We start from the raw sequence: 21,929 nt of genomic DNA, 5'->3' as shown, positions 1-21,929 counted from the left end.
TAATGCGGGGGCTCGCAACCCGAGAACCAAAGGAAACTGCCCATGAGCGCGATACCGCCGACCATGACGAAGGCGTCGTCCGGCGATCCCGCCGACGCCGCGCCGGGGACGGGGGACGGTCTCAAGGCCGGACTCAAGAACCGCCACCTTTCCATGATCGCCATTGGTGGAGTCATCGGCGCCGGACTCTTCGTGGGTTCCGGATCCGGTATCGCCGCCGCCGGCCCCGCCATTCTGATCTCGTACGCCCTCGTGGGCGCGATGGTCGTCCTCGTCATGCGGATGCTCGGCGAAATGGCCGCCGCCAACCCGACCTCCGGCTCGTTCTCCGCCTACGCGGACCGCGGTCTTGGCCGCTGGGCCGGTTTCACCATCGGCTGGCTCTACTGGTTCTTCTGGGTCGTCGTCCTGGCGGTCGAGGCCACGGCCGGCGCGTCCATCCTCAACGGCTGGGTGCCGGACGTGCCCAAGTGGGCCTGGGCGCTGATCGTCATGGTCGTGCTCACCGCCACCAACCTGGCCTCGGTCAGCTCGTACGGCGAGTTCGAGTTCTGGTTCGCGGGCATCAAGGTCGTCGCCATCGCCGCGTTCGTGGTCATCGGCGGCCTCGCGGTCTTCGGCGTGCTGCCCGGCTCGGACAACCCGGGTGCGGGGCTCGACCACCTCACCGACGCGGGCGGCTTCCTGCCCAACGGTCCCGGCGCGATCCTCACCGGTGTGCTGATGGTCGTCTTCTCCTTCATGGGCAGCGAGATCGTCACCCTCGCCGCCGGCGAGTCCGAGAACCCGCAGCGCGCCGTCCGGCAGGCGACGAACAGCGTCATCTGGCGCATCGCCGTCTTCTACCTCGGCTCGATCTTCGTCGTCATCACCCTGCTGCCCTGGAACGCCAAGGAGATCGTCAAGGACGGCAGCTACGTCGCGGCGCTGAACTCCATCGGCATCCCGCACGCCGGCCAGGTCATGAACGTCATCGTCCTGACCGCCGTCCTCTCCTGCCTCAACTCGGGCCTGTACACGGCCTCCCGCATGGCCTTCTCGCTCGGCCGGCGCGGCGACGCGCCGAAGGCGTTCGCCCGCGTCAACGGGCGCGGCGTGCCGCAGGCGGCGATCCTCGGATCGGTCGTCTTCGGCTTCCTGTCGGTCTTCTTCAACTACATGTGGCCCGACACGGTCTTCAAGTTCCTGCTGAACGCGTCGGGTGCGGTCGCGCTCTTCGTCTGGCTGGTCATCTGCTTCACGCAGTTGAGGATGCGCGGCATCATCCTGCGCGAGACGCCGGAGAAGCTGGTCGTACGGATGTGGCTGTTCCCGTACCTGACCTGGGCCACGATCGGCATGATCCTCTTCGTGCTCGGCTACATGGTCTACGACGGCGGTGACAACCGGCAGCAGGTCGCCCTCTCCGTCCTGGTGGCCGCGATCGTCCTGGTCATCGGCCTGGTCATGGACCGGCGCCGGCAGGCGGTGAAGTAGCGAACGAGCGGACGCCCGGTCTGTCACCCCTCGGGGTGGCGGGCCGGGCGTCGTGCGTTTTCGGTCACGTAGGGGAACATTTCGACCGCAGGCGTGGCACCAAGAACCGGAAAGTGTCACTGCACAAGCAGAAGCGGCCACGGATGGCGTAAGGGGCATCCCCACCCCTACGGTCGAGGAACTCGGCATCGGGCGGCCTCGCCCCTTCAGGGGGCAGACTGGACTGCACCACGGAAGGAGCGAACCTTGTCTGCGCAGCCCGTTCACTACGAGTTTCCGGAGCCCGAACCGTCCACCGGTCTGCGTGCGGTGCCGACGATGACGGGGGGCCCTCGGGAGATCGCCGAGCAGATCGAGAACGCGACCGGCCTTCGGGTCGAGATCATCCGAGGAACGTTCATGATGTCCCCCGCGCCCGGCCGGCGCCACGCGGAGACCGTAGACGAGCTCAGGGAGCTACTGCGCCCCTGCCGCGCCGACGGCCTGCGCACCTACGAGGTCGTTGCCATCCCGCTGCCCGACGATCCTGATGACTACGTCATCCCGGACCTTGTGGTGTGCCCGGCAGCTTCCATGTCGGTCGACGAGAAGCTGATGTCCGCCGAGGAAGTAGAGCTCGCCATCGAGGTCGTCTCTCCTTCCGAACGGCCGGGAGCCATCGCGGACAAGGTCGCCTGGTACGCCGAATCCGGTGTGCCCTTCCTTCTGTACCTCTTTCCCTCCAAAGGCGCCTGGATCCTCTACTCACTCCCGTCCGACGACGGCTACCGGACGATCACTCGCGGCAAGTACGGGGATCCGGTCCCTCTGCCCGATCATCTCAACGGCGAAATGTCTACGGACACGCTGCCCCGGTACGGCGTATGAGAGGCCCCGCACCCCTCCCCGACCGGCTGGGCGCCGAGCCGGCTACCCAGCGTCTGCCGCGCTGCACGCGCCCGTACGGAAAGCGGAACCTCAGCCCCGCCGGCCCAGCAGCTTCCAGGCCGTGGGCAGCGCCCCCATCGCCAGCGCCGCCTTCAGCGCGTCGCCGATGAGGAACGGCGTCAGACCCGCCGCCACGGCGTCGCCGAGCGGCATGTGGAGGGCGAGCGCCAGGTACGGGACGCCGACGGCGTAGATGATCGCCGTGCCGAGGGCCATGGTGCCCGCGGTGCGCAGCACGGAGCGGTCGGCGCCGCGGCGGGCGAGGGCGCCGACGACGGTGGCGGCGAGCAGCATGCCGAGCACGTAGCCGAAGGAGGGGAAGGCCGCGCCGGACTTGCCCTCGGCGAACCAGGGCATGCCGGCGATGCCGGCGAGCGCGTAGAGGGCGAGCGAGAGGAAGCCGCGGCGGGCGCCGAGCGACGTGCCGACGAGGAGGGCCGCGAAGGTCTGGCCGGAGACCGGGACCGGCGAGCCCGGGACCGGCACGGTGAGCTGGGCGGCCAGCCCGGTGAGGGCGGCACCGCCGACGACGAGGGCGACGTCCCGGGCCCGGGACGAGGACGCGGGCAGGAGATCGGCGAGGACCGTACCGGTCCGGGGGACTGAAACTGCGGCGCTGGCCATCGGTACTCCGCTGGAGAAGGGTCGGATACGGGACTCGGGACTCGTACAAGAACTTACGGGGCTCATACAAGAACACCGCGACGTTAGCCCAGCTCACCGGATTCGGCATGGGGCGCCGGTCACAAAGGCCCTCCACCCGCTTTGGTGGGTTCCGAAATTCGGCGACGGGCCGAGTGATGCTCGTCACCGAAAGGGCCGCTCGGCTTGGTTCCCGCCGTCGCACCGGGAGAATGGTGAGACTTGCGCGCACTTGTCACGTGTCGCATGCTGTGCGCCCGCCGCCCGTCCGAGGGCGGCGCGGGCACCGCCGGCACCGCCGAGATCGCGCGACCGCAGAAGCGCGCCTCCGACGCGCGCGCCGCACGAACCGAGAGTACGAGCCCCCCATGCACGACGCACCCCCCGCCGCCGAGCCGCTCGCCGGTGAGAGAGAGCCGCTGTCCGCGGGGCTCAAGCAGCGGCATCTGACGATGCTCGGGCTGGGCGGCGTGATCGGCGCCGGCCTGTTCGTCGGCTCCGGCGCCGGGATCTCCGTCGCGGGCCCCGGAATCATCGTCTCGTACCTGCTGGCGGGCGCCCTCGCCATGCTGGTGATGCGGATGCTGGGCGAGCTGTCGTCGGCGATGCCCGCGTCCGGCTCCTTCTCCGTGCACGCGGAGCGGGCGCTCGGCCGCTGGGCCGGGTTCACCGTGGGCTGGCTCTACTGGTTCCTGCTGGTGATCGTGCTGGCCGTGGAGGCGACGGCCGCCGCGCAGATCGCGCACGGCTGGGTGCCGGGGATGCCGCAGTGGGCCTGGGTGCTGGTGTTCATGGTGGTGTTCACCACCGCCAATCTCACCGCCGTGAAGAACTTCGGCGAGTTCGAGTTCTGGTTCGCCGCCCTGAAGATCGGCGCGATCCTCCTCTTCCTCGGCCTCAGCCTGCTGGCCATCTTCGGGCTGCTCCCGGACACCGACCCCGTGGGCCTCACCAACCTCACCGGCCAGGGCGGCTTCCTGCCCAACGGCTGGAGCGGCGTGATCTCCGGCGTGCTCGCGGTGGCCTTCGCCTTCGGCGGCCTGGAGGTCGTGACGATCGCCGCCGCCGAGTCCGAGGACCCGGAGCGCGCGGTGGGCCGCGCGGTGCGCAGCGCCGTGTGGCGCATCCTCTTCTTCTACGTGGGCTCGATGCTCGTCATCGTCACCCTGCTGCCCTGGTCCTCGCTGAAGCCCGGGCAGAGCCCCTACGTGGCGGTGCTGGACCGCATCGGGGTGCCGGCGTCCGGCCAGATCATGCAGATCGTGATCTTCGTGGCGCTGCTGTCGGCGCTCAACGCCAACCTCTACGGCTCGTCGCGCATGGTCTTCTCGCTCGCCGAGCGCGGCGAGGCGCCCCGCTCCCTGCTGACCGTCTCGCGCGGCGGGGTGCCGCGCCGGGCGGTGTTCGCCTCGGTGGCGTTCGGCTTCGCGTCCGTCGTCCTCAACCTTGAGTGGCCGGATTCGATCTTCCGCTATCTGCTCAACTCGGTCGGCGCGGTCCTCCTCTTCGTCTGGGGCCTGATCGCCGCCTCGCAGCTGCGGCTGCGCCGCCGGATCGAACGGGAGATGCCCGAGCGACTGACATTGCGTATGTGGTGCTTCCCCTATCTGACCTGGGCCGCTCTGGCCGGCATGGCCGCGGTGCTGGTGCTGATGCTCACCGACGAGGCCGCCCGTCCGCAGCTGCTGTGGTCGGCGGCGGCGACCGCCGCGGTGCTCGCCGTCGCGGGGATCCGGGAGCTCCGGCTCCGCCGTCGCGCCCGCGCCTAATACGTAAAAGCGTCGATTCTGGCGATATATCAGATGCGGAGAGTAATCCCCGTGTCTAAATACCGGACATCTGTGTGACAAGTGTTGTCCTGAGCGAACATCACCCCCACACTGAGGCAACTTTTCCGGGTTGTTGCCCGTTGTAGCAACCCTTTCATCACTCATTCCACGGGGACAGACACGACCATGACTCGGACAGATGCGACCTCCGCGCCCGAGCGCGAGGTCACCGATACGGCGCCGGGCACCGGCGCCGCACTGTCACACGGCCTCAAACAGCGCCACCTCTCGATGATCGCCCTGGGCGGCGTGATCGGCGCCGGCCTCTTCGTCGGCTCGGGCACCGGCATCGCCGCCGCCGGGCCGGGGATCGTCCTCGCCTATGCGGTGTCCGGGCTCCTGGTGATGCTCGTGATGCGGATGCTGGGCGAGATGGCCGCTGCCAACCCCGCGTCCGGCACCTTCTCGGTGCACGCGGAGAAGGCCATCGGCCCGTGGGCCGGTTTCACCGCCGGCTGGATGTTCTGGATCGAGCTCTGCGTCGGCATCGCCGTCGAGGCCATCGGCGCCGCCGCGATCATGGTCAAGTGGTTCCCGTCCACGGACTCCTGGATGTGGGTCCTGCTCTTCATGGCGATCTTCTGCGGGACGAACCTCGCGGCCGTCGGCAACTTCGGCGAGTTCGAGTTCTGGTTCGCCACCCTGAAGGTCGCGGCGATCGGCGTCTTCCTCGTCCTCGGCGTACTCGCGATCTGCGGCCTGCTGCCGGGCACCGACGCACCGGGCTCCGACAACCTCACCGGCCACGGCGGTTTCCTCCCCAACGGCACCGACGGCCTCGTCGCGGGCCTGCTCGCCTCCGTCTTCGCGTACGGCGGCCTGGAGACGGTGACCATCGCCGCGGCCGAGTCCGAGCAGCCGGTCAAGGGCGTCGCCAAGGCGGTGCGCACCGCGATGTGGCGCATCGCCCTCTTCTACGTGGGCTCCATGCTCGTCGTCGTCACCCTGATCCCGTGGACCGACAAGTCCGTACTGGAAGGCCCCTACGTGGCCGTCCTCAAGCACCTGGACGTCCCGGCCGCCGGCGAGATCATGAACGTGATCGTGCTGATCGCCCTGCTCTCCGCCATGAACGCCAACATCTACGGCGCGTCCCGGATGGCGCACTCGCTGGTCGACCGCGGCGAGGGCCCCCGCTTCCTCGGCAAGGTCTCCTCCGGCGTCCCCCGGCGGACCGTGGTCGCCTCCTCCGCCTTCGGCTTCTTCGCGGTGCTGCTGAGCTACTGGTGGCCGGACACCGTCTTCAAGTGGCTGCTCTACATGACCGGCGCCGCCGTCCTCGTGGTGTGGGGCTTCATCGCCGTCACCCAGCTGATGATGCGGCACCGGATGGAGCAGGAGCGGCCGGGGCAGCTCGTGGTGCGCATGTGGTGGTTCCCCTACCTGACCGTCGCCGCGCTCGTCGGCATCCTCTGCACCCTCGGCCTGATGCTGCGCGAGGAGGACACGGCCCAGCAGCTCTACGCCACGGCCGGGCTCACCGCCGCCCTCGCCCTCGTCGGCTACCTCCGCCAGCGCGCCACGGCACGCCGGCGGAGCTGACGGCCCGTCCGTCTCCCGCGTCCCCGCACCCTCCCGAGCAAGTCCCCGAGGCGGGGTCGGTCCTGAGCACCAGGACCGACCCCGCCTCGGTCTTTTGACGGAGAAGGACCCTTGACCCATGGTCCGAAGGGAAAGAAGACGCACTTGCTGATAGCGTCTACCTGCAAGTTAATTGCAATAAGCAGTCGGAGGGCTCGGCATGGCCATCTACACACTTCCTGAACTTCCGTACGACTACGCGGCGCTCCAGCCGGTGATCGACGCGAAGATCATCGAGCTGCACCACGACAAGCACCACGCGGCCTACGTCAAGGGCGCCAACGACACGCTGGAGCAGCTCGCCGAGGCCCGGGACAAGGACCAGTGGGGCGCGGTCAACGGCCTGGAGAAGAACCTCGCGTTCCACCTCTCCGGCCACATCCTGCACAGCATCTACTGGCAGAACATGACCGGTGACGGCGGCGGCGAGCCCCTGGAGAAGGACGGTGTCGGCGAGCTGGCCGACGCCATCGCCGAGTCCTTCGGCTCCTTCGCCAAGTTCAAGGCGCAGCTGTCCAAGGCGTCCGCCACCACGCAGGGCTCCGGCTGGGGCGTCCTCGCCTACGAGCCGCTCAGCGGCAAGCTGATCGTCGAGCAGGTCTACGACCACCAGGGCAACGTGGGCCAGGGCTCCACCCCGATCCTGGTCTTCGACGCCTGGGAGCACGCCTTCTACCTGCAGTACAAGAACCAGAAGGTGGACTTCATCGAGGCCATGTGGCAGGTCGTCAACTGGCAGGACGTGGCGAAGCGTTACGCCGCCGCCAAGGAGCGCACCAACGCGCTGCTCCTCGCCCCCTGATCCTGGCTTCCGGCCCGGATGTCTTCCCCCCGGGCCCCTGAAGCGGCCTGCTCGTGATCGTCTTCTCACCCGTGTCACGCGGCAGGCAATGGAAGGCCCCCCGCGGTCGATGCGCGCGGGGCCTTCCCCCATGCTCTCATCCCCGGAGGGCGCGCGGCGGCAGGCCGGACCGGCCGTTCCCGGGCGGTCGCGGAGGGCCGAGCGGCGCGGGGCCGGGCTCCCGTAGGGGGACAGTAGGCGTGACGGGCGGGTCAGCCGTGCCCGAACGCCTCACCCGTCACTGTGAACTCCCGCGCCAGGCCCGTTTCGTGGAGGCGGGCGAACGGCGCGAAGGGGACGCCGAGTTCCGACCGCCCCCGGTCGAAGTTCCACGCCTTGTGCACCGCGAAGCGGTAGTCGACGGCCGTCTCCCCGCCGGCGTCCACCCGTACCGTGCCGGTCAGCCGGAACTCCACGCAGCGCAGGGCCAGCCACCAGTCGGGGTGCACGCGCCGGGTGATCAGCAGGTCGCGCCAGCCGCTGTCGGCCGGGTACGCGGCGGGCGTCCGCTCCCCCGCCGGCCACCGCTCGTCCCCCGACCGGTGCTCGTTCCCCAACCGGTGCTCGCTCCCCGGCCACCGTCCGTCCCCGGACCACCGGGCAAGCGCCTCGGCGCGCCAGCGGGCGAGTTGTTCCTCGACCGCGGCCCGGACGGGCGGCAGGGCCAGCAGTTCCTCGGCGTCGATCCGGCGGTTGCCGCCCGTGGCGCGGAGGTAGTGCCGCAGCATGCCCGCCGCCCGGCGCAGCCGCAGCAGGGACCACAGGGCCGCCAGGGCCCGACAGGCGCCGAGCGTGAGCAGGTCGTACGGGCGTACGGGCAGCTCGGCGAAGGCGGCATTGCGGCAGGGCGGCTCGGCTTCGGCCCAGCCGCCGTCGCGGCCCAGCGGCCTGGAGAGGTCGGTCTGGCCCATGGTTCGGACCCTAAGGGAGGGGAGGGACGGGCGCGCGCCGACCGCGTTCGGTCGGGGGACCGCCCCTCCGGGCTCCCCTGAGCTCGCCCCCAGGGGCTCCCTAGGGGAGCCCTAGGGTGCACGTAGGGGGCACCGAACCGGGGCCGGCACCGCCCCGGCGCCCGTACGGCCGCCCGGGGAGCCGGGATCAGTCGAAGATCGGCCCGACCGTCCGCGTCCGCTTGATCTCGAAGAAGCCCGGCGTCGAGGCGACGAGCAGGGTGCCGTCCCAGAGCCGTGCCGCCGCCTCGCCCTTCGGGGCGGGGGTGACGACCGGACCGAAGAAGGCCACCTCCGCGCCATCCGGCCCGGGGACGGCGATCACCGGGGTGCCGACATCCTCGCCGACCTTCTCGATGCCGCTGCGGTGCGAGGCGCGCAGTTCCTCGTCGTACGCGTCCGTGTCGGCGGCGTCCGCCAGCGAGGCGGGCAGGCCGGCCTCCTCCAGCGCCGCGACGAGCGTGGCGCGGTCCTGCGGGAGCGCCTGGTTGTGGAAGCGGGTGCCGATGGCGGTGTAGAGGCGGCCGAGCACCTCCTCGCCGTGCTCCTTCGCCGCCGCGACGCACACCCGCACCGGGCCCCAGGCGCGGATCATCAGCTCGCGGTACTTCTCGTCGACCTCGTCGAGCCGGTGCTCGTTGAGCACGGCGAGGCTCATCACGTGCCAGCGCACCTCGACGGGTCTGACCTTCTCGACCTCCAGCATCCAGCGGGACGTCATCCAGGCCCAGGGGCACAGCGGGTCGAACCAGAAATCGGCGGTGACCTTCTCGGTCTCGGTCATGCGGGTCTCCTCGGAGGAAGCAGGACGGTCACGGTTGCAACGACGCCGTGCGTGCCATGATTCCTGATGTTCGAAAGACGTCGAGCGACGGTACCGACGGAGCCGGTCGGACACCGATCGCACGGCGTCTCCGATACGACCTGATACGACCTGACCCGTACAGAACCGCCCAGAATCGTCCCTATCAACCCAGACCCGACCAGATACCGGCCAGACGCCGATCAGACGAGGGAGCCCTGCCGTGCCCGGTGAGAACCTGACCCGTGAGGAGGCCCGGCGACGGGCCGCGCTGCTGACCGTGGACGCCTACGAGGTGGCGCTCGACCTGCGGTCCGCGGTGGGTCCGGAGAACCCGGACGGCGGCCCGCGCACCTTCCGGTCGGTCTCCACCCTCCGCTTCCGCTGCGCCGAGCCGGGCGCGGACAGCTTCGCGGACCTCGTCGCCCCCTCCGTCACGGCCGTCACGCTCAACGGCCGCGAGCTGGACCCGGCCGAGGTCTTCGACGGCGCCCGGATCGCGCTGCGGGACCTGGCGGCCGAGAACGTCCTGACCGTCGACGCCCAGTGCGCCTACAGCCGGACGGGCGAGGGGCTGCACCGCTTCGTCGACCCCGAGGACGGCGAGGTCTACCTCTACACGCACTACGAACCGGCCGACGCCCGCCGGGTGTTCGCGAACTTCGAGCAGCCCGACCTGAAGGCCCCCTACACCTTCACCGTGACGGCCCCCGCCGAGTGGACGGTGATCAGCAACGGCGCCCAGGACGGTCCCGTCGAGCCGGCCGACGACACGGCGGCCACCTGGCGTTTCGTCCCCACCAAGCCGATCGGCACCTACATCACGGCGGTCGTCGCGGGCCCATACCACGTCGTCCGTGACCATTACAGCCACAAGCTGCCCGACGGCACCACGCTGGAGATCCCGCTGGCCGCGCTCTGCCGCAAGGGGCTCGCCCCGCACTTCGACGCGGACGAGATCCTCACCGTCACCAAGCAGGGCCTGGACTTCTTCCACGAGCACTTCGACTTCCCGTACCCCTTCGGCAAGTACGACCAGGCGTTCGTCCCGGAGTACAACATCGGCGCCATGGAGAACCCGGGCTGCGTCACCTTCCGCGAGGAGTTCGTCTACCGGGGCAAGGTGACGCGGGCGGCGTACGAGCGCCGGGCCAACGTGATCCTGCACGAGATGGCGCACATGTGGTTCGGCGATCTGGTGACCATGGAGTGGTGGGACGACCTGTGGCTCAAGGAGTCGTTCGCCGACTTCATGGGTTCGTTCTCGCAGGTCGAGGCCACCCGCTACACCAGCGCCTGGGTCACCTTCGCCAACCAGCGCAAGGCGTGGGCGTACCGGGCCGACCAGCTGCCCTCCACCCACCCGATCACGGCGGACATCCACGACCTGGAGGACGCCAAGCTCAACTTCGACGGCATCACGTACGCCAAGGGCGCCTCGGTGCTCAAGCAGCTCGTCGCCTACGCCGGGCGCGACGCGTTCCTGGAGGGCGCGCGCCGCTACTTCAAGCGCCACGCGTACGGCAACACGCGCCTGAACGACCTGCTGTCCGTCCTGGAGGAGACCTCCGGGCGCGACATGACGGCCTGGTCGCGGTCCTGGCTGCAGACCGCGGGCGTCAACTCGCTGACGCCGCAGCTCACGTACGACGCCGCGGACCGCGTCACCGAGCTGGCCGTCCTCCAGGAGGCGCCCGCCGGCCACCCCGAGCTGCGCCCGCACCGGGTGGCGGTCGGCCTCTACCGCCGGCAGGGCGGCGAGCTCGTCCGCTACCGGCGGATCGAGGTCGACGTCACCGGCCCCCGTACCGTCGTCCCCGAGGCGGCGGGCGTGGAGCGGCCGGACCTCGTCCTCGTCAACGACGACGACCTGACGTACTGCAAGATGCGCTTCGACGAGCAGTCGCTCGCCACCCTCCGCGGCCACCTGGGCGAGCTCACCGACCCGCTGGCGCGCGCGCTGTGCTGGTCGGCGCTGTGGAACCTCACCCGCGACGGGCTGATGCCCGCCCGCGACTACCTCGACCTGGTGCTGCGCTTCGCCGGCGCCGAGACCGACATCGGCGTCCTCCAGATGCTGCACCTCTGCGCCCGCACCGCGCTCGTCCACTACGCGGCGCCGGAGTGGCGCGAGCGGGGCGCCGCCGAGCTGGCCCGCGGCGCGCTGAGCGAGCTGCGGACGGCCGAGCCGGGCAGCGGACACCAGCTGGCCTGGGCCCGGTTCCTCGCCCAGGCCGCCACCACCGAGGCCGACCTCCAGCTGCTGCGCGGGCTGCTCGACGGCACCGCTCGCATCGACGGCCTGGACGTGGACCAGGAGCTGCGCTGGACGTTCCTGGCCGCCCTGGCCTCGGCAGGCGCGGCCGACAAGGCGCTGATCGACGCCGAGCTCGGCCGCGACGACACCGCGACCGGCCGCCGCCACCACGTCCGCTGCCTGGCCTCGCGCCCGGACCCGGAGGTCAAGGCGGAGGCGTGGGCGACCGTCGTCGAGTCCGACACCCTCTCCAACGCCCTCACCGAAGCCACCCTCGCGGGCTTCGACCAGCCGGGGCAGCGGGAGCTGTTCGCGCCGTATGTGGAGCCGTACTTCGCCGCGCTGGAGCGCGTCTGGCGGGAACGGTCCATCGAGATCGCCATGGCGATCGTGCGCGGCCTGTTCCCGATGCTCCAGGACGACCGGCGGACCCTGGACCTCACCGACACCTGGCTCGCGGAGCACCCCGACGCCCCGCCGGCCCTGCGCCGGCTGGTGCTGGAGGCCCGGGACGACCTGGCGCGGGCCCTGAGGGCACAGGAGTGCGACGCCACGGCGGCCTGACCCCCCTCCCTTCGACTCATCGAACTACCGTGCATCTGCGCGGAGTTGTCCGCACTTGTCGACGAGCCTGTAACAGGGGTTAAGGAGCGGGCGCACAGCGGGAATGGCCGGGTCATGAGCTACGAGACCCCCCTCTCCCCGCGCCCGCTCCACCACCTCTCCGACGTCCGCCACCGCGTGCTGACCGCGCGGCAGCTGCGCGAGCACGGCGTCTCCTCGTCCACGGCCGCCGAGCGCTGCCGCCCCGGCGGTCCCTGGCAGCAGCTCCTCCCCGGCGTCTACCTGCTCCACACCGGCCCCGCCACCAGCGAGGAGCGGCTGCACGCCGCCCTGATGTACACCCGGGCCCGCACCCAGGGGATCCCCACCCAGGAACCCCGGGAGCCCCAGGCCGGGGCCCCCTACGGGGAAGCGATGATCACCGGCCTCGCGGCGCTGGCCCTCTACCGCTTCACCAGCGCTCCCCCGCTGCTGCGCATCGACCACATCGACGTCCTCGTGCCCGGCACCCGACGCCTCCGCGAGGCCGGCTTCGTACGCCCCGTACGCACCCACACCGTCCCCCGGCCCCGTCTGGTGACCGGCGTACCGGTGGCCCCGGTCGCCCGCGCCGTCTCGGACGCCGTCACCCGCCTCACCGACCCCGAGCAGATCCGCCGCCTGCTCACCGAGGCCGTCCGCGGCGGCCACTGCGAAGCGGCCCGACTGGTCCGCGAGCTCTCCCGGGCCCGGCTGCTGAACCGCCCGCACATCGTGGACGCCGTCGACGTCCTCCTCGCCGAGGGCCGCTCCCTGGCCGAGGACCGCCTCTACGCCATGGTCGCCGATCACGCCCTGCCCGCGCCCCTCTGGAACGTCGAACTCCGCCTCCCCGGCGGCCCGTCCCTCGGCCCGGTCGACGCCTACTGGCCCGACCACGGCGTCGTCGTCGAAATCGACGCCCGGGCTCCCCGCCAGGAACCCGACGCCGTCTGGGACCACCAGTCCCGCAAGCGCCAACACCTGGAGCACCTCGGCCTCACCGTCGTCCACCTCACCCCCCGCAAGCTCCGCGAATCCCCCGACCAGCAGGCAGCCGTGATCCGCACGGCCCTGGCGACGTCGGCGGAGCGGGGGGCGCGGGGGTATGTGGTGGTACTGCCGCGGTGACGGCTGACGACTCGCCAAAAGACTCCAACTACGGCGTCACGCAATTCAGTTGGCAGCAAGACCGAGCGTCTGATAATCCTGTGCGAGACATAGTGCCTCACCCCGGCGACACGCGGCCGCCCTGGAGAACGGAATCGAAGGCATGAGATCGTCGATGGATTCCGTGATGGAACGCATCACGGCTGTCGAATGGCGCCCGAGGGGGGACGAGACGCACCCGGCCTCGTGCGCGGCCTTGATGCGGGAGCACCTGAGACGCGTCGCGCTGTGGGCGGATCTCCTCGAGACGCCGGAATGGCCCTACCCGTCCTTGGCGCGGATCTTCGACAACACGGTCCAGGTACCCGAGGACAGCCGAGAAGAGCTGCTCCGGTACCTGGAAGAAAACGTCATCTTCGCCCATGTCTCGATGCTGTGCAGGCACATGGTGGAGTGGGCATGCGTTCTCGACCGAACGAAGCTTCCCCTGCCCGGGTTGCCCGACCCCTACGAACCGCTGCTCATCCTCTTCGAGAGGGGAGGCGAGTTCCGGGTCGAGAACAACAGGTGGGCGGAGTTCCCGCCGTGGTTCGTGCCCCTCAAGGAACGGGACAGGTCCGCCTCGGAAAAGCCCTTGTCCGCATTGGACGGAAGGACACTGGATGCCATCGACGAAGAGAACCGCTTTCCATACCGACGCCATGAATGAAGCGGCGACAAGGCCGGCGTGAGACATGCCCGCCATCGCGCTGCCCGACGAAGTAGTGGAACTGATCACCTCGATCGACTGGCGCCCCACAGGAGGCTCCGACTTCCACTCGCCGTCCCGCCTTGAGCTGATGCGGGAGCACTACCGTCGCGTTGCCCTATGGGATTCCCATCTTCTGCACTCCGCTTCCTGGCCACATGCAAACCTCCCCCGGGGGTTCGATCCCGCCGTACCGCTTCCTGAGGACGTCAGGGAGCGCTTGATCGAGCATTTTGACGGAAAAAGCCCCCTTTCGCACACCGTACTGCTCTCCAGGCATGCCGCCCACTGGGCAGTCGTCATGCAGAAGACAGAGAGGACCGTGCCACCGCTGCCAAACCCCTACGAGCCACTGCTCATCCTCTGGCAGCGGGGCGGAGAATTTCCGATAGAGCACCGCCGGGCCACCTTCTGGCCCTGGCGCCTGCCGATCGAGCCTCGCGAGGAGTACGTGGCGCACAAGCCCTTCGTCAGCCTGGACAGCGCCACCCTGGATGCCCTGGACGCGAAGCGGGCGGACTGAGCACCCACCTGGCCCGGCTTCGGTCTCCGGCCGCCACGGTCGCCCATTTCGGCACGATCGGGCCAAGCCACCCGACGAGAACCCGGCGACCACCGAAGACGCTGCCGCAACAGTGGCCCCGAGCGGGAAGGACGCGGGTCGAAGTACTCGGCCGATAGGCCGCCTCCGCGCGGACGCCGAGGACGGGCTTCCGGGACTCGACGCGCAGGGAGACCGTCGACCCGTTCGGACGATGAAGGGCGCGAAATGACGCAACGAACCGAAACGCCGGCGCCGGCAGGCTCTTGCGCCTTGCCGTAAGTCGACTTCTTGCCATCGAGTGGAGACCTCGCGACGGCGGCTTGAGCCACTCGCCGTCGCGACTGGAGTTGATGCGTGAGCACTTGCGCCGCACGGCACTATGGACACATCACCTCGGGACCACCACGTGGCCGTACCCGGATCTCGCGAGGTCCGTCGATCCCACCATTCGGCTTCCCGGAGATCTTTGGGAACGGGTAATCGACCATTTGGACCATCACGTCATTTTCGGCCATACCACCATGCTGTGTACGTGCATGATGCGCTGGGCGCTCATGCTGGACGAGACAAGCATCCACCTCGCCCGGCTGCCCGATCCGTACGAGCCGTTGTTCGTTCTCTACGAGCGCGGTGGCGAGTTCTCCGTGGAACACGGTCATGCCGCCTTCCTGCCGTGGCGCCTGCCTCTGGAATCCCGGGACAGATACCTTTCGCGAGATCCGGTTGTGGCGCTGGACGAAGCGGTGCTGGACGCCATCGACGCGGAGAGGCGCTTCTGACCTCCGGATGCGCCGACCGCTCATCGCGGAGCCCATCCCATGGCTATTACTGCTCACCCTCGACCGCTTGCCGACCGAGGTACTCGCCCGCGCGCCGGCCGCATGCTTCGGCACGGGACCAGCGCGGTCGCCGCCACCGGCACGGAGGAGGCGAAACGTCGGCACTGGCGGCCGCGCCCCACCAGAGGCCCAACCCCGCTTGGAACCCCGCCCCCCGACTGCCAGAGCCGCACCGCACCGGCGGCACCGGCGGAGCGGGCAGCACGGTGGTACACGATGGTGCTGCCACAGTGACGGGATGGTGGCTGAATCACGTCGACGCCAACTCACCCTGACGGCATTTGCTTTGGCCGCCGCTTGGGCGCCTGGTAGAGCTGTTCGAGACACCGCGTGCCACACGAGGTTATGGGGGTGGGTTCGTGAAGTTCGACATGGGACAGGCGACGCTGTCCGGCCTGGTCTCGCGGACGCAGGGTTCGCACGGCGATCTGGCGCAATTGATCCAGCAGTTGATCGTCGCGGCTCAGCCGCTGGAAGGGAAGTTCAACGGCGCCGGCCGGGCGGCGTTCGATCAGTTCAAGTCACATTCCGAACAGGTGGCCGCGGAACTCAACGGCGCGCTGAGCGCCATCCTGGGCGGCCAGGCCGGCATGGACACCTCGTTCGGCGAGGGCGACCAGGAGCACGCGGACAACGCGCGCCGGCAGATGGCCGCCGCCAACTTCGACGCGGCGCGGTTCGCGGGCCGCCAGGGAGGCTGACGATGTCGACCACGGACCGTCGGAGCTACGACCTGGGCGCCTCCACACAGGTGCAGACCGCCTTGCACGGCATCATCTCCCGGCTGGAGGCCGTGCTGAACGAGCGTGACGCCGCGGTGAAGTCGGCCATGGCCGACTTCCAGGCCGACGGCGTCTCCGAGCAGTACCACGACAAGGAGCTGCGCTGGCAGAGCGCCGCCGCCGAGGTGCGTCAGATCATCCGGTTGCTGCGCTCGACGATGGAGCAGAACGACGCCACGGCGCAGTCCACGCTGGCCCGGGCGAAGGCCGCGGTGGACGGGATCGGCTGAGCTCGGCCGGGGGGGGTTGAACAACCGTGTCCGGTTGGGACATCGACGTAAACGGTGTGGACGGCGCGCTGCGCAACACACTTGAAGCCGCCCGCGCGCTCAAGGACGAACTGGCTTCGTACATTTCCGACATGGAGCACGCGGGCACCAGTGCGGGGACCGTCGCGGCCGCCGGGGAGGCGGCGAAGAGCAAAGGCGGCGGCGGGGGAGCCGTGGCCGCGGCGCTCGGATATTTCGCCCAGCACACGCAAGAGGAACTGCTGTTCATCGTGGCCCGCACGGGCCAGTCGGTCAACGGCGCGCACCAGGCGACCTTGGAGTACATCAAGGGCGACCTGACCATGGCCGCCCGGGCCCAGCACGACGCCCTCCGGGCCCAGGACCTCAAGGCGCTCGCCGCCCAGGCCCGGAAGGGCGGAAGACCATGACGGAGCTCACGCCGGAGAAAGTCCCCGTCTTCACCGGCAACCTGGAGCTCCTGGAGAGCTACATCGGTGCGCTGCGGAAGGACGCCGCCCGGCTGCGGGGCACCGGCTCGGACATCCACTCCCGCTTCCAAGGGCTGGCCGCCCACTACCGGGCGCCGGAGGCGGAGCAGCTCTTCGCGACGACGCTGCCGGTACGGGAACGGGCCCACGCCTTCGCCGCGAAGCTGGACAAAGTGGCGGGCGCGCTGTCCGAGTACGCGGCCGAGGCGCGGCCGCTCGCGCAGAAGCTGGCGGCACTGTCCCTGGAAGCCGAGACGTTCATGATGTCGGTCGAGGGCGACGGCCGGTGGAAGCACGACAGCGAGAAGACCAACCACCACAACCGCATCCGCGACGACATCAAGACCACGTGGCTCGCCTTCCAGGACGTCGAACGCCGGTGCGCCAGCAAGATCACGGCGCTGGTGGGCGGCCCCCGCTTCACCACCGACGACGGCACCCACCAGGCGTTCATGTACGGCTACGACGCCAAGGCGCTCGAACACGCCAAGCTGCCATGGGGCGATCCGGTGGAGCGCGAGTACGACTGGTACGAGTGGCACTCGGTCAAGACTTTCGTCTGGGACGGCGTGGTCATCGACGGCATGGGGGGCGCCGTCAAAGGTCTGTACACCCTGGCCGGCGGGAACGGCTGGGACAAAATGGGCCAGGCGTGGGCGGGCCTGGGAAAGACCGCCGTCGGCGCTCTCATCTACGGCACGGGGGCATACGAGATCCCCGACGATTACCTCCCCAAGTTTTTCGAGGACTCCAAGAAAGCCGCCCGCGACACGGCCAAGGCGCTCGTCGCCTACGACGAGTGGGACAAGGACCCGGCCCGGGCGGCGGGCGCCGCCTCCTTCAACGTCCTCACGGCGGCCACCGGCACGGGAGCCGTGGCCAAGGGAGGTGCCAGCGCCGCCGCGAAAATCATCAACGCCGTCGGCAAGACCGGCCGGTACATCGACCCCGTCACGTACATCGGCAAAGGCACCGGCTTCGTCCTCAACAAGTCCATCGGCAAACTGTCCTCCTCTCTCCCGAAGGCAGGCGACCTGGCCAACGCCCTCCGCGACCGCACCCCCGGCATGGAACGCCTCCCCGACGGCTCGGTCCGCCTCCCCGACGCGAGCGTCCTCCCGGGCCGAGCGCGCTACCTCCGGCCGGACAACACCTTGGTGGACATCCTCGGGCGAAAGGTGCGGGGGCATGGGCCGGTACGGGCCGAGCCGGGGGGTGCGGAGCTGCGGCGGACCGGCCACTCCGGCGAACACGGCGACGGCCCGGCAACGGCACCCTCCGCACCGCGGCCGACCCCTCATCAGCCGTCTTCCACCGGCGCGCACGTGCCGTCCGACCGCGAACCCGTCGCGGTGGGCGGGGGCCGGTCCCATGCCGAGGCCCGGCACGCGCCGGAGGTGAACGCGCCGCCGCGCTCGACCGTCAGCTCACACGAGCGTCCGGCCGAGGGGCCGCAGCGTGCAGAACGCGGCGCCGACGGGCCCGCGTCCGGGCAGTCACATCGGTCCGAGCACGGGGCACCGCACTCAGGCGAGAACCACGGACAACCGCCTCGGGGGCGCGAGACCGGTGCGGAGGAGCGCGGCCACTCAGGAGCAGGTCATTCTGCGGAGCACACCGACTCCGCACACGGACGGCCCGGCCATGAACCCACCGCTCATGACAGCCATGCCCCACATGACTCCCACCACGGGGACTCTCCGCACGGTGGCCACGACGGCCCCGACCCTGACGACCTGCACTCGGCGCACGACCACGACGGCGACTCGGCCGGCAGGTCCGGAGACGGCGACGGCTCGCCGGGGGCCGCCGGTCCGGTCCGGGAAGTTCCGGGTCACACTATGGAGGATGGCACTCGGTATCCCGAGGCGCCCGACCATATATGCCCGCCCAAATGCCAAGGACCTCATTCCGACATCGAACGCCTGGGAGAGGCCGAAGGCAAACGGGTACACCGCCAGCGCCACCGACAGGAATTGCATGATATCTATCAACGCATCCGGGCCAACGACACGGACGTACGCGAGATAGCAGAAAAGCTGGAGGTAGACGAAAACGTCGTTCGAGTGGCGAAGAAGAACCTATTCCTCGACAAACACGACATACCGGTCGCCGGCGAACAAGAGGTGAGGAACGCATACTTCACACCTTTGCGGAGCGTAGCTGACGCTTGGCAGAAGGGAGCCAACCCAATCGGCAGGTTGCGCGACGACACAGAGTCGTACCTACGAGCGCTTATACAACACGAATACGTAGAGCACCAGCTCATGCAGGCAGGAATACCCTACAGATCAACCGAACCAGATTACTGGGGAGAGGTGCCAGGGGTAAAGCCGGACACAAGGAGACTCGGCGCGCACGACTACGCGCCATCCGACACCATACCTGAACTGACCCACGAGCAGAGCCTGTACAGATGGAAGGAATATAATATCGGCCTCGAACTGAAGGTTCCTATAAAGGCCGACCTTTCCAACCTCGACGAGGTCGTGAAGGCGGTGCTCAGAGTGATCAAAGGACAGGATAAGACGTGAAGGCAGCAGGTTCAGCCGATAGGACCCTGGAACTCATTACTTCGATGGACTGGCGCCCCTCGCCACCTACCGACGTCCACTCACCCTCTTGTCTTGAACTGATGCGAGAGCACCTGCGCCGAGTCGCACTGTGGGGTGACCATCTCGTGCATACCGCCTTTTGGCCGCACGCCGACCTCCCGGACTGCTTCGATCCCGCCGTACCTCTTCCGGAGGAGATGAGGAAGCGCTTGATCGAATATTTCGAGGAACGGTCCCTCTTCGGGCATACCGAAACGCTCTCCAGGTATGCCGTCCATTGGGCAGTTGTCATGGAGAATACCCGGAGGCCTGTACCGTCACTGCCGGACCCCTACGAGCCGCTGCTCACCCTCTGGCAGAGAGGCGGAGAATTCCCCGTGGAACACGGGAGGGCCACCTTTTGGCCGTGGCGCCTCCCCCTGGAGCCCCGCGAAAAGTACTTGTCGGATAAACCCTTCGTCAGCCTGGAAAGCGCTGCGCTGGATGCCCTGGACGCGGAACACGTGGACTGACAACCGTTCTCGTCTGGACACGGTTGGCAGAACAAAACGGCGGCTGTCGACGCATCCGAACCCGGTATTGGAGACAGCACCCGACGCTGACGGAGGACGCGGCGACAGTGAAGGACTACGACAGTCAGCTCCTTGAATCCGTCTCCGTGCGGCGGCGGCGGTTGCGGGATGCGTTGTTGTTCGGGGTGGAGCGGGCGCGGCGGACGGCCGATGAGAAGGTCGGGCGGGTGTTCGCCGGGGTCGCGTTGGCCGCTGTGTTGTGTGCGGGGTGCGTGGGGTGGGGGTTTGTGCAGCATGTGATCGCCAAGCAGCGGGAGCAGCAGCGGCAGCAACGGCAGGAGCAGCGTCGGGAACGGCCGGTGCCGCAGCCGACGTTCGCGCCGCCGGCGGCGCCCGCGGTGCCGGTTCCGGTGTCGCCTGCCGCGCCGACCGCGGTCCCCTCGGCGCCGGCGCCGCCGAGTGCCGAGCCGACCACCGTCCCGCCGTCGACGTCCCCGTCGCCCTCGCCCTCGCGGAGCCCGAAGACGACGCCCATGCCGAAGAAGCGGCCGTCGAAGTCACCGTCGTCGTCGCCCACTAGGAAAGCGGCATCGCACCCGTCCGCCAATCATCGTGTCACAGCCCGGTGATAGGTTCGGCCGAGTGGCGAACGTAGGGACGAAAACGAAACTGCGGGCCGCGCCGGGGCGGTTGAGCAGGGTGACGCTCGTCGCCGATCACCGGCGCGTCGATGTCGTCCTGCCCGCCGACGAGCCGATCGGACGGTTACTGCCGGACGTACTCCGGTTGCTGAGCGACCGGGTCGACGGTCCGCCGGCCGCGCGGCACCTGATGGCCGTGGACGGGACCCTGCTGCCGCAGGAGAGGTCGCTCGCCGAGGCGGACGTCGCCGACGGGGCGATCCTGCGGCTGGTGCGGATCGAGGACACGCCGTCGGCTCCGGTCGTGCACGATGTCACGGACGAGGTCGCGGACGACCTCGGGGTACGGGCCTGGCGCTGGCGGCCCGCCGCCCGGCAGTGGACGGCCGGGGTGGCGGCCGCGGTGCTGGCCGCGGTGGCGGCGTTGTTCGCCCGGACCGCGACGGGAGCGACGACCGTGACACTGCCGCTCGCCGGTGCCGCGGTGCTCGCCGCGCTGCTCGGGGCCGCGACCGCCGCGCGAGGCGGGCGCCCGCTCGGCACTGCGCTGGTACTGATCGCCGGTGAGATCGGCACGCTGGCCGTGTGGGCCGCCGCCGACGGACACGGGTGGTCCTGGGAAGTACGGCTCGTCGCCGTCGCCGCCGTATGGGCATGGGCGCTTGTGCTCCTCGGGCTGTTCTCTCCCCTGGGCCGCGGCGGCCTGATCGGCGCCGGTGCCGTCGTCGTCACCACAGGCGTCTGGGAGGGCGTCGCCCTCGTGCAGCGGGAAGCGGACCGGATCGGCTGCGTCCTCGTCGTCGTCTCCGTCGTCGCGCTCGGCGCGCTGCCCCGGGCCGCTCTGATGGCCGCCGGTCTGACCGCGCTGGACGACCGCCGTGCCGGAGGTGCCTCCGTGAGCCGGTACGAGGTGCGTACCGCGCTGGCCGCCGCGCACCGGGGCCTGATCCTCGCCACGGCGACCGTCGCCGTGTCCGCGACAGCCGGCGGCCTTGTGGCGGTGACCGGCCCGGCCTCCCCATGGAACGTCGCGCTCACCGCCGTGGCCGCCCTCGTCCTCTTCTCGCGGTCCCGGGCCTTCCCGCTGGTGCCCGAGGTCGTCGTGCTGCTGGCCGGGGCCGGTGTGTTGCTGGTGCGGCTGGTGGTGTTGTGGCATGACGAGGCCGGCGGTTCGCCGTATGGGCCCCTGGCGGCCCTGGCCGTACTCGCCCTGATACCCCTCGGGGTGCTCGCGGTCCAGCCGCCGGAGCATGTGCGGGTTCGGCTGCGCAGGGCTGCGGACCTGGCCGAGACCCTGGGCCTGATCGCCCTGTTCCCCCTCGTCGTCGGCGAGTTCGGCGTGTTCGAGCGTCTGCTCCACCAGTTCTAGGAGGATGTGGATGCCGGCACAGGATTGGCAGAGTGATGTCCTGCGCGACCTCGGAGGCGCGCCACCGAGCCGGGCGCTGCCCGCCGACCACGCGTCCGCCGACTCCGCGCCCGCGGACCGTGCAGCCGTCGACCGTGCGGCCGTGGACCGTGCACATGTGATCCCCGGCCCCGCTCCCGTAACCCCGGTGCCCGTCGCGCCCACGACACCCCCCGCCCCAGTAC

At 69.7% G+C, this 21,929-nt stretch carries 20 protein-coding genes and 1 pseudogene; 17 read left to right on the top strand and 4 right to left on the bottom strand.

Features of this window, described 5'->3' with window-relative positions; translation table 11 throughout:
- Window positions 1-42: 42 nt before the first annotated feature.
- A complete protein-coding gene (locus ACSNOK_RS05515) occupies window positions 43-1,476 on the top strand; it encodes an amino acid permease (RefSeq protein ID WP_436779431.1) in 1,434 nt (477 codons plus the stop codon).
- 246 nt (window positions 1,477-1,722) lie between these two features.
- Window positions 1,723-2,343 carry a Uma2 family endonuclease gene (locus ACSNOK_RS05510; RefSeq protein ID WP_436779430.1) on the top strand — a complete coding sequence of 207 codons (621 nt, stop codon included), beginning with the start codon at window positions 1,723-1,725 and terminating at the stop codon, window positions 2,341-2,343.
- Between the two features lie 90 nt (window positions 2,344-2,433).
- Here the strand turns inward: ACSNOK_RS05510 and ACSNOK_RS05505 are convergent, their stop codons facing one another.
- Entirely contained in the window at window positions 2,434-3,027 is a 594-nt protein-coding gene (locus ACSNOK_RS05505; protein ID WP_185944954.1) for a biotin transporter BioY, read from the bottom strand.
- 386 nt (window positions 3,028-3,413) lie between these two features.
- Between ACSNOK_RS05505 and ACSNOK_RS05500 the strand changes: the two genes are divergently transcribed.
- The 3 genes from ACSNOK_RS05500 to ACSNOK_RS05490 all read left to right on the top strand — a co-directional run bounded on the left by ACSNOK_RS05500 (window position 3,414) and on the right by ACSNOK_RS05490 (window position 7,257).
- Complete coding sequence (locus ACSNOK_RS05500; protein WP_436779429.1) at window positions 3,414-4,814, top strand: amino acid permease; 1,401 nt, start codon at window positions 3,414-3,416, stop codon at window positions 4,812-4,814.
- A 186-nt stretch (window positions 4,815-5,000) separates the two neighbouring features.
- Complete coding sequence (locus ACSNOK_RS05495) at window positions 5,001-6,416, top strand: amino acid permease (RefSeq protein WP_436779428.1); 1,416 nt, start codon at window positions 5,001-5,003, stop codon at window positions 6,414-6,416.
- 199 nt (window positions 6,417-6,615) lie between these two features.
- Window positions 6,616-7,257, top strand: a complete 642-nt coding sequence (locus ACSNOK_RS05490) for a superoxide dismutase (RefSeq protein ID WP_004951124.1) — start codon at window positions 6,616-6,618, stop codon at window positions 7,255-7,257.
- Window positions 7,258-7,508: 251 nt separating this feature from the next.
- Here the strand turns inward: ACSNOK_RS05490 and ACSNOK_RS05485 are convergent, their stop codons facing one another.
- Both ACSNOK_RS05485 and ACSNOK_RS05480 read right to left on the bottom strand, forming a co-directional pair.
- On the bottom strand, window positions 7,509-8,207 hold the full coding sequence (locus ACSNOK_RS05485) for a hypothetical protein (RefSeq protein ID WP_436779427.1): 699 nt from the start codon (window positions 8,205-8,207) through the stop codon (window positions 7,509-7,511).
- 187 nt (window positions 8,208-8,394) lie between these two features.
- Window positions 8,395-9,030, bottom strand: coding sequence for a mycothiol-dependent nitroreductase Rv2466c family protein (locus ACSNOK_RS05480; protein ID WP_436779426.1), 636 nt, complete (start codon window positions 9,028-9,030; stop codon window positions 8,395-8,397).
- 241 nt (window positions 9,031-9,271) lie between these two features.
- Between ACSNOK_RS05480 and pepN the strand changes: the two genes are divergently transcribed.
- The 10 genes from pepN (at window position 9,272) to ACSNOK_RS05430 (ending at window position 19,695) form a co-directional block, all read left to right on the top strand.
- Window positions 9,272-11,869 carry an aminopeptidase N gene (gene pepN, locus ACSNOK_RS05475; protein ID WP_436779425.1) on the top strand — a complete coding sequence of 866 codons (2,598 nt, stop codon included), beginning with the start codon at window positions 9,272-9,274 and terminating at the stop codon, window positions 11,867-11,869.
- A gap of 114 nt (window positions 11,870-11,983) precedes the next feature.
- Window positions 11,984-13,018, top strand: coding sequence for a hypothetical protein (locus tag ACSNOK_RS05470; RefSeq protein ID WP_436779424.1), 1,035 nt, complete (start codon window positions 11,984-11,986; stop codon window positions 13,016-13,018).
- A 166-nt stretch (window positions 13,019-13,184) separates the two neighbouring features.
- Entirely contained in the window at window positions 13,185-13,706 is a 522-nt protein-coding gene (locus ACSNOK_RS05465; protein ID WP_436779423.1) for a hypothetical protein, read from the top strand.
- Window positions 13,707-14,067: 361 nt separating this feature from the next.
- Complete coding sequence (locus tag ACSNOK_RS05460; RefSeq protein WP_436779422.1) at window positions 14,068-14,268, top strand: hypothetical protein; 201 nt, start codon at window positions 14,068-14,070, stop codon at window positions 14,266-14,268.
- A gap of 575 nt (window positions 14,269-14,843) precedes the next feature.
- Window positions 14,844-15,068, top strand: a complete 225-nt coding sequence (locus ACSNOK_RS05455; protein WP_436779421.1) for a hypothetical protein — start codon at window positions 14,844-14,846, stop codon at window positions 15,066-15,068.
- A gap of 419 nt (window positions 15,069-15,487) precedes the next feature.
- Complete coding sequence (locus ACSNOK_RS05450; RefSeq protein ID WP_436779420.1) at window positions 15,488-15,829, top strand: hypothetical protein; 342 nt, start codon at window positions 15,488-15,490, stop codon at window positions 15,827-15,829.
- A gap of 2 nt (window positions 15,830-15,831) precedes the next feature.
- On the top strand, window positions 15,832-16,140 hold the full coding sequence (locus tag ACSNOK_RS05445; RefSeq protein ID WP_436779419.1) for a pore-forming ESAT-6 family protein: 309 nt from the start codon (window positions 15,832-15,834) through the stop codon (window positions 16,138-16,140).
- 26 nt (window positions 16,141-16,166) lie between these two features.
- Window positions 16,167-16,568: a DUF6507 family protein gene (locus ACSNOK_RS05440; protein WP_436779418.1), complete on the top strand. Its 402-nt coding sequence runs from the start codon at window positions 16,167-16,169 to the stop codon at window positions 16,566-16,568.
- Entirely contained in the window at window positions 16,565-19,162 is a 2,598-nt protein-coding gene (locus ACSNOK_RS05435; RefSeq protein WP_436779417.1) for a hypothetical protein, read from the top strand. Before ACSNOK_RS05440 ends, ACSNOK_RS05435 begins: the two co-directional genes overlap by 4 nt.
- Before the next feature lie 146 nt (window positions 19,163-19,308).
- Complete coding sequence (locus ACSNOK_RS05430; RefSeq protein ID WP_436779416.1) at window positions 19,309-19,695, top strand: hypothetical protein; 387 nt, start codon at window positions 19,309-19,311, stop codon at window positions 19,693-19,695.
- A 124-nt stretch (window positions 19,696-19,819) separates the two neighbouring features.
- Here ACSNOK_RS05430 and ACSNOK_RS05425 read toward each other — a convergent pair whose 3' ends face one another.
- Window positions 19,820-20,272 (bottom strand): hypothetical protein, encoded by a 453-nt coding sequence (locus tag ACSNOK_RS05425; RefSeq protein WP_436779415.1) that lies wholly within the window; start codon window positions 20,270-20,272, stop codon window positions 19,820-19,822.
- 65 nt (window positions 20,273-20,337) lie between these two features.
- Here ACSNOK_RS05425 and eccD point away from each other — a divergent pair, with 65 nt between their 5' ends.
- Window positions 20,338-21,705 (top strand): type VII secretion integral membrane protein EccD, encoded by a 1,368-nt coding sequence (gene eccD / locus ACSNOK_RS05420; RefSeq protein WP_436779414.1) that lies wholly within the window; start codon window positions 20,338-20,340, stop codon window positions 21,703-21,705.
- Window positions 21,706-21,715: 10 nt separating this feature from the next.
- Window positions 21,716-21,929 (top strand): annotated as a pseudogene (locus tag ACSNOK_RS05415) (hypothetical protein); the annotation flags it as partial.

Source organism: Streptomyces sp. URMC 126, assembly GCF_051386555.1.
Lineage (GTDB): Bacteria > Actinomycetota > Actinomycetes > Streptomycetales > Streptomycetaceae > Streptomyces.
This window is presented reverse-complemented; position numbering and strand designations above follow the sequence as displayed.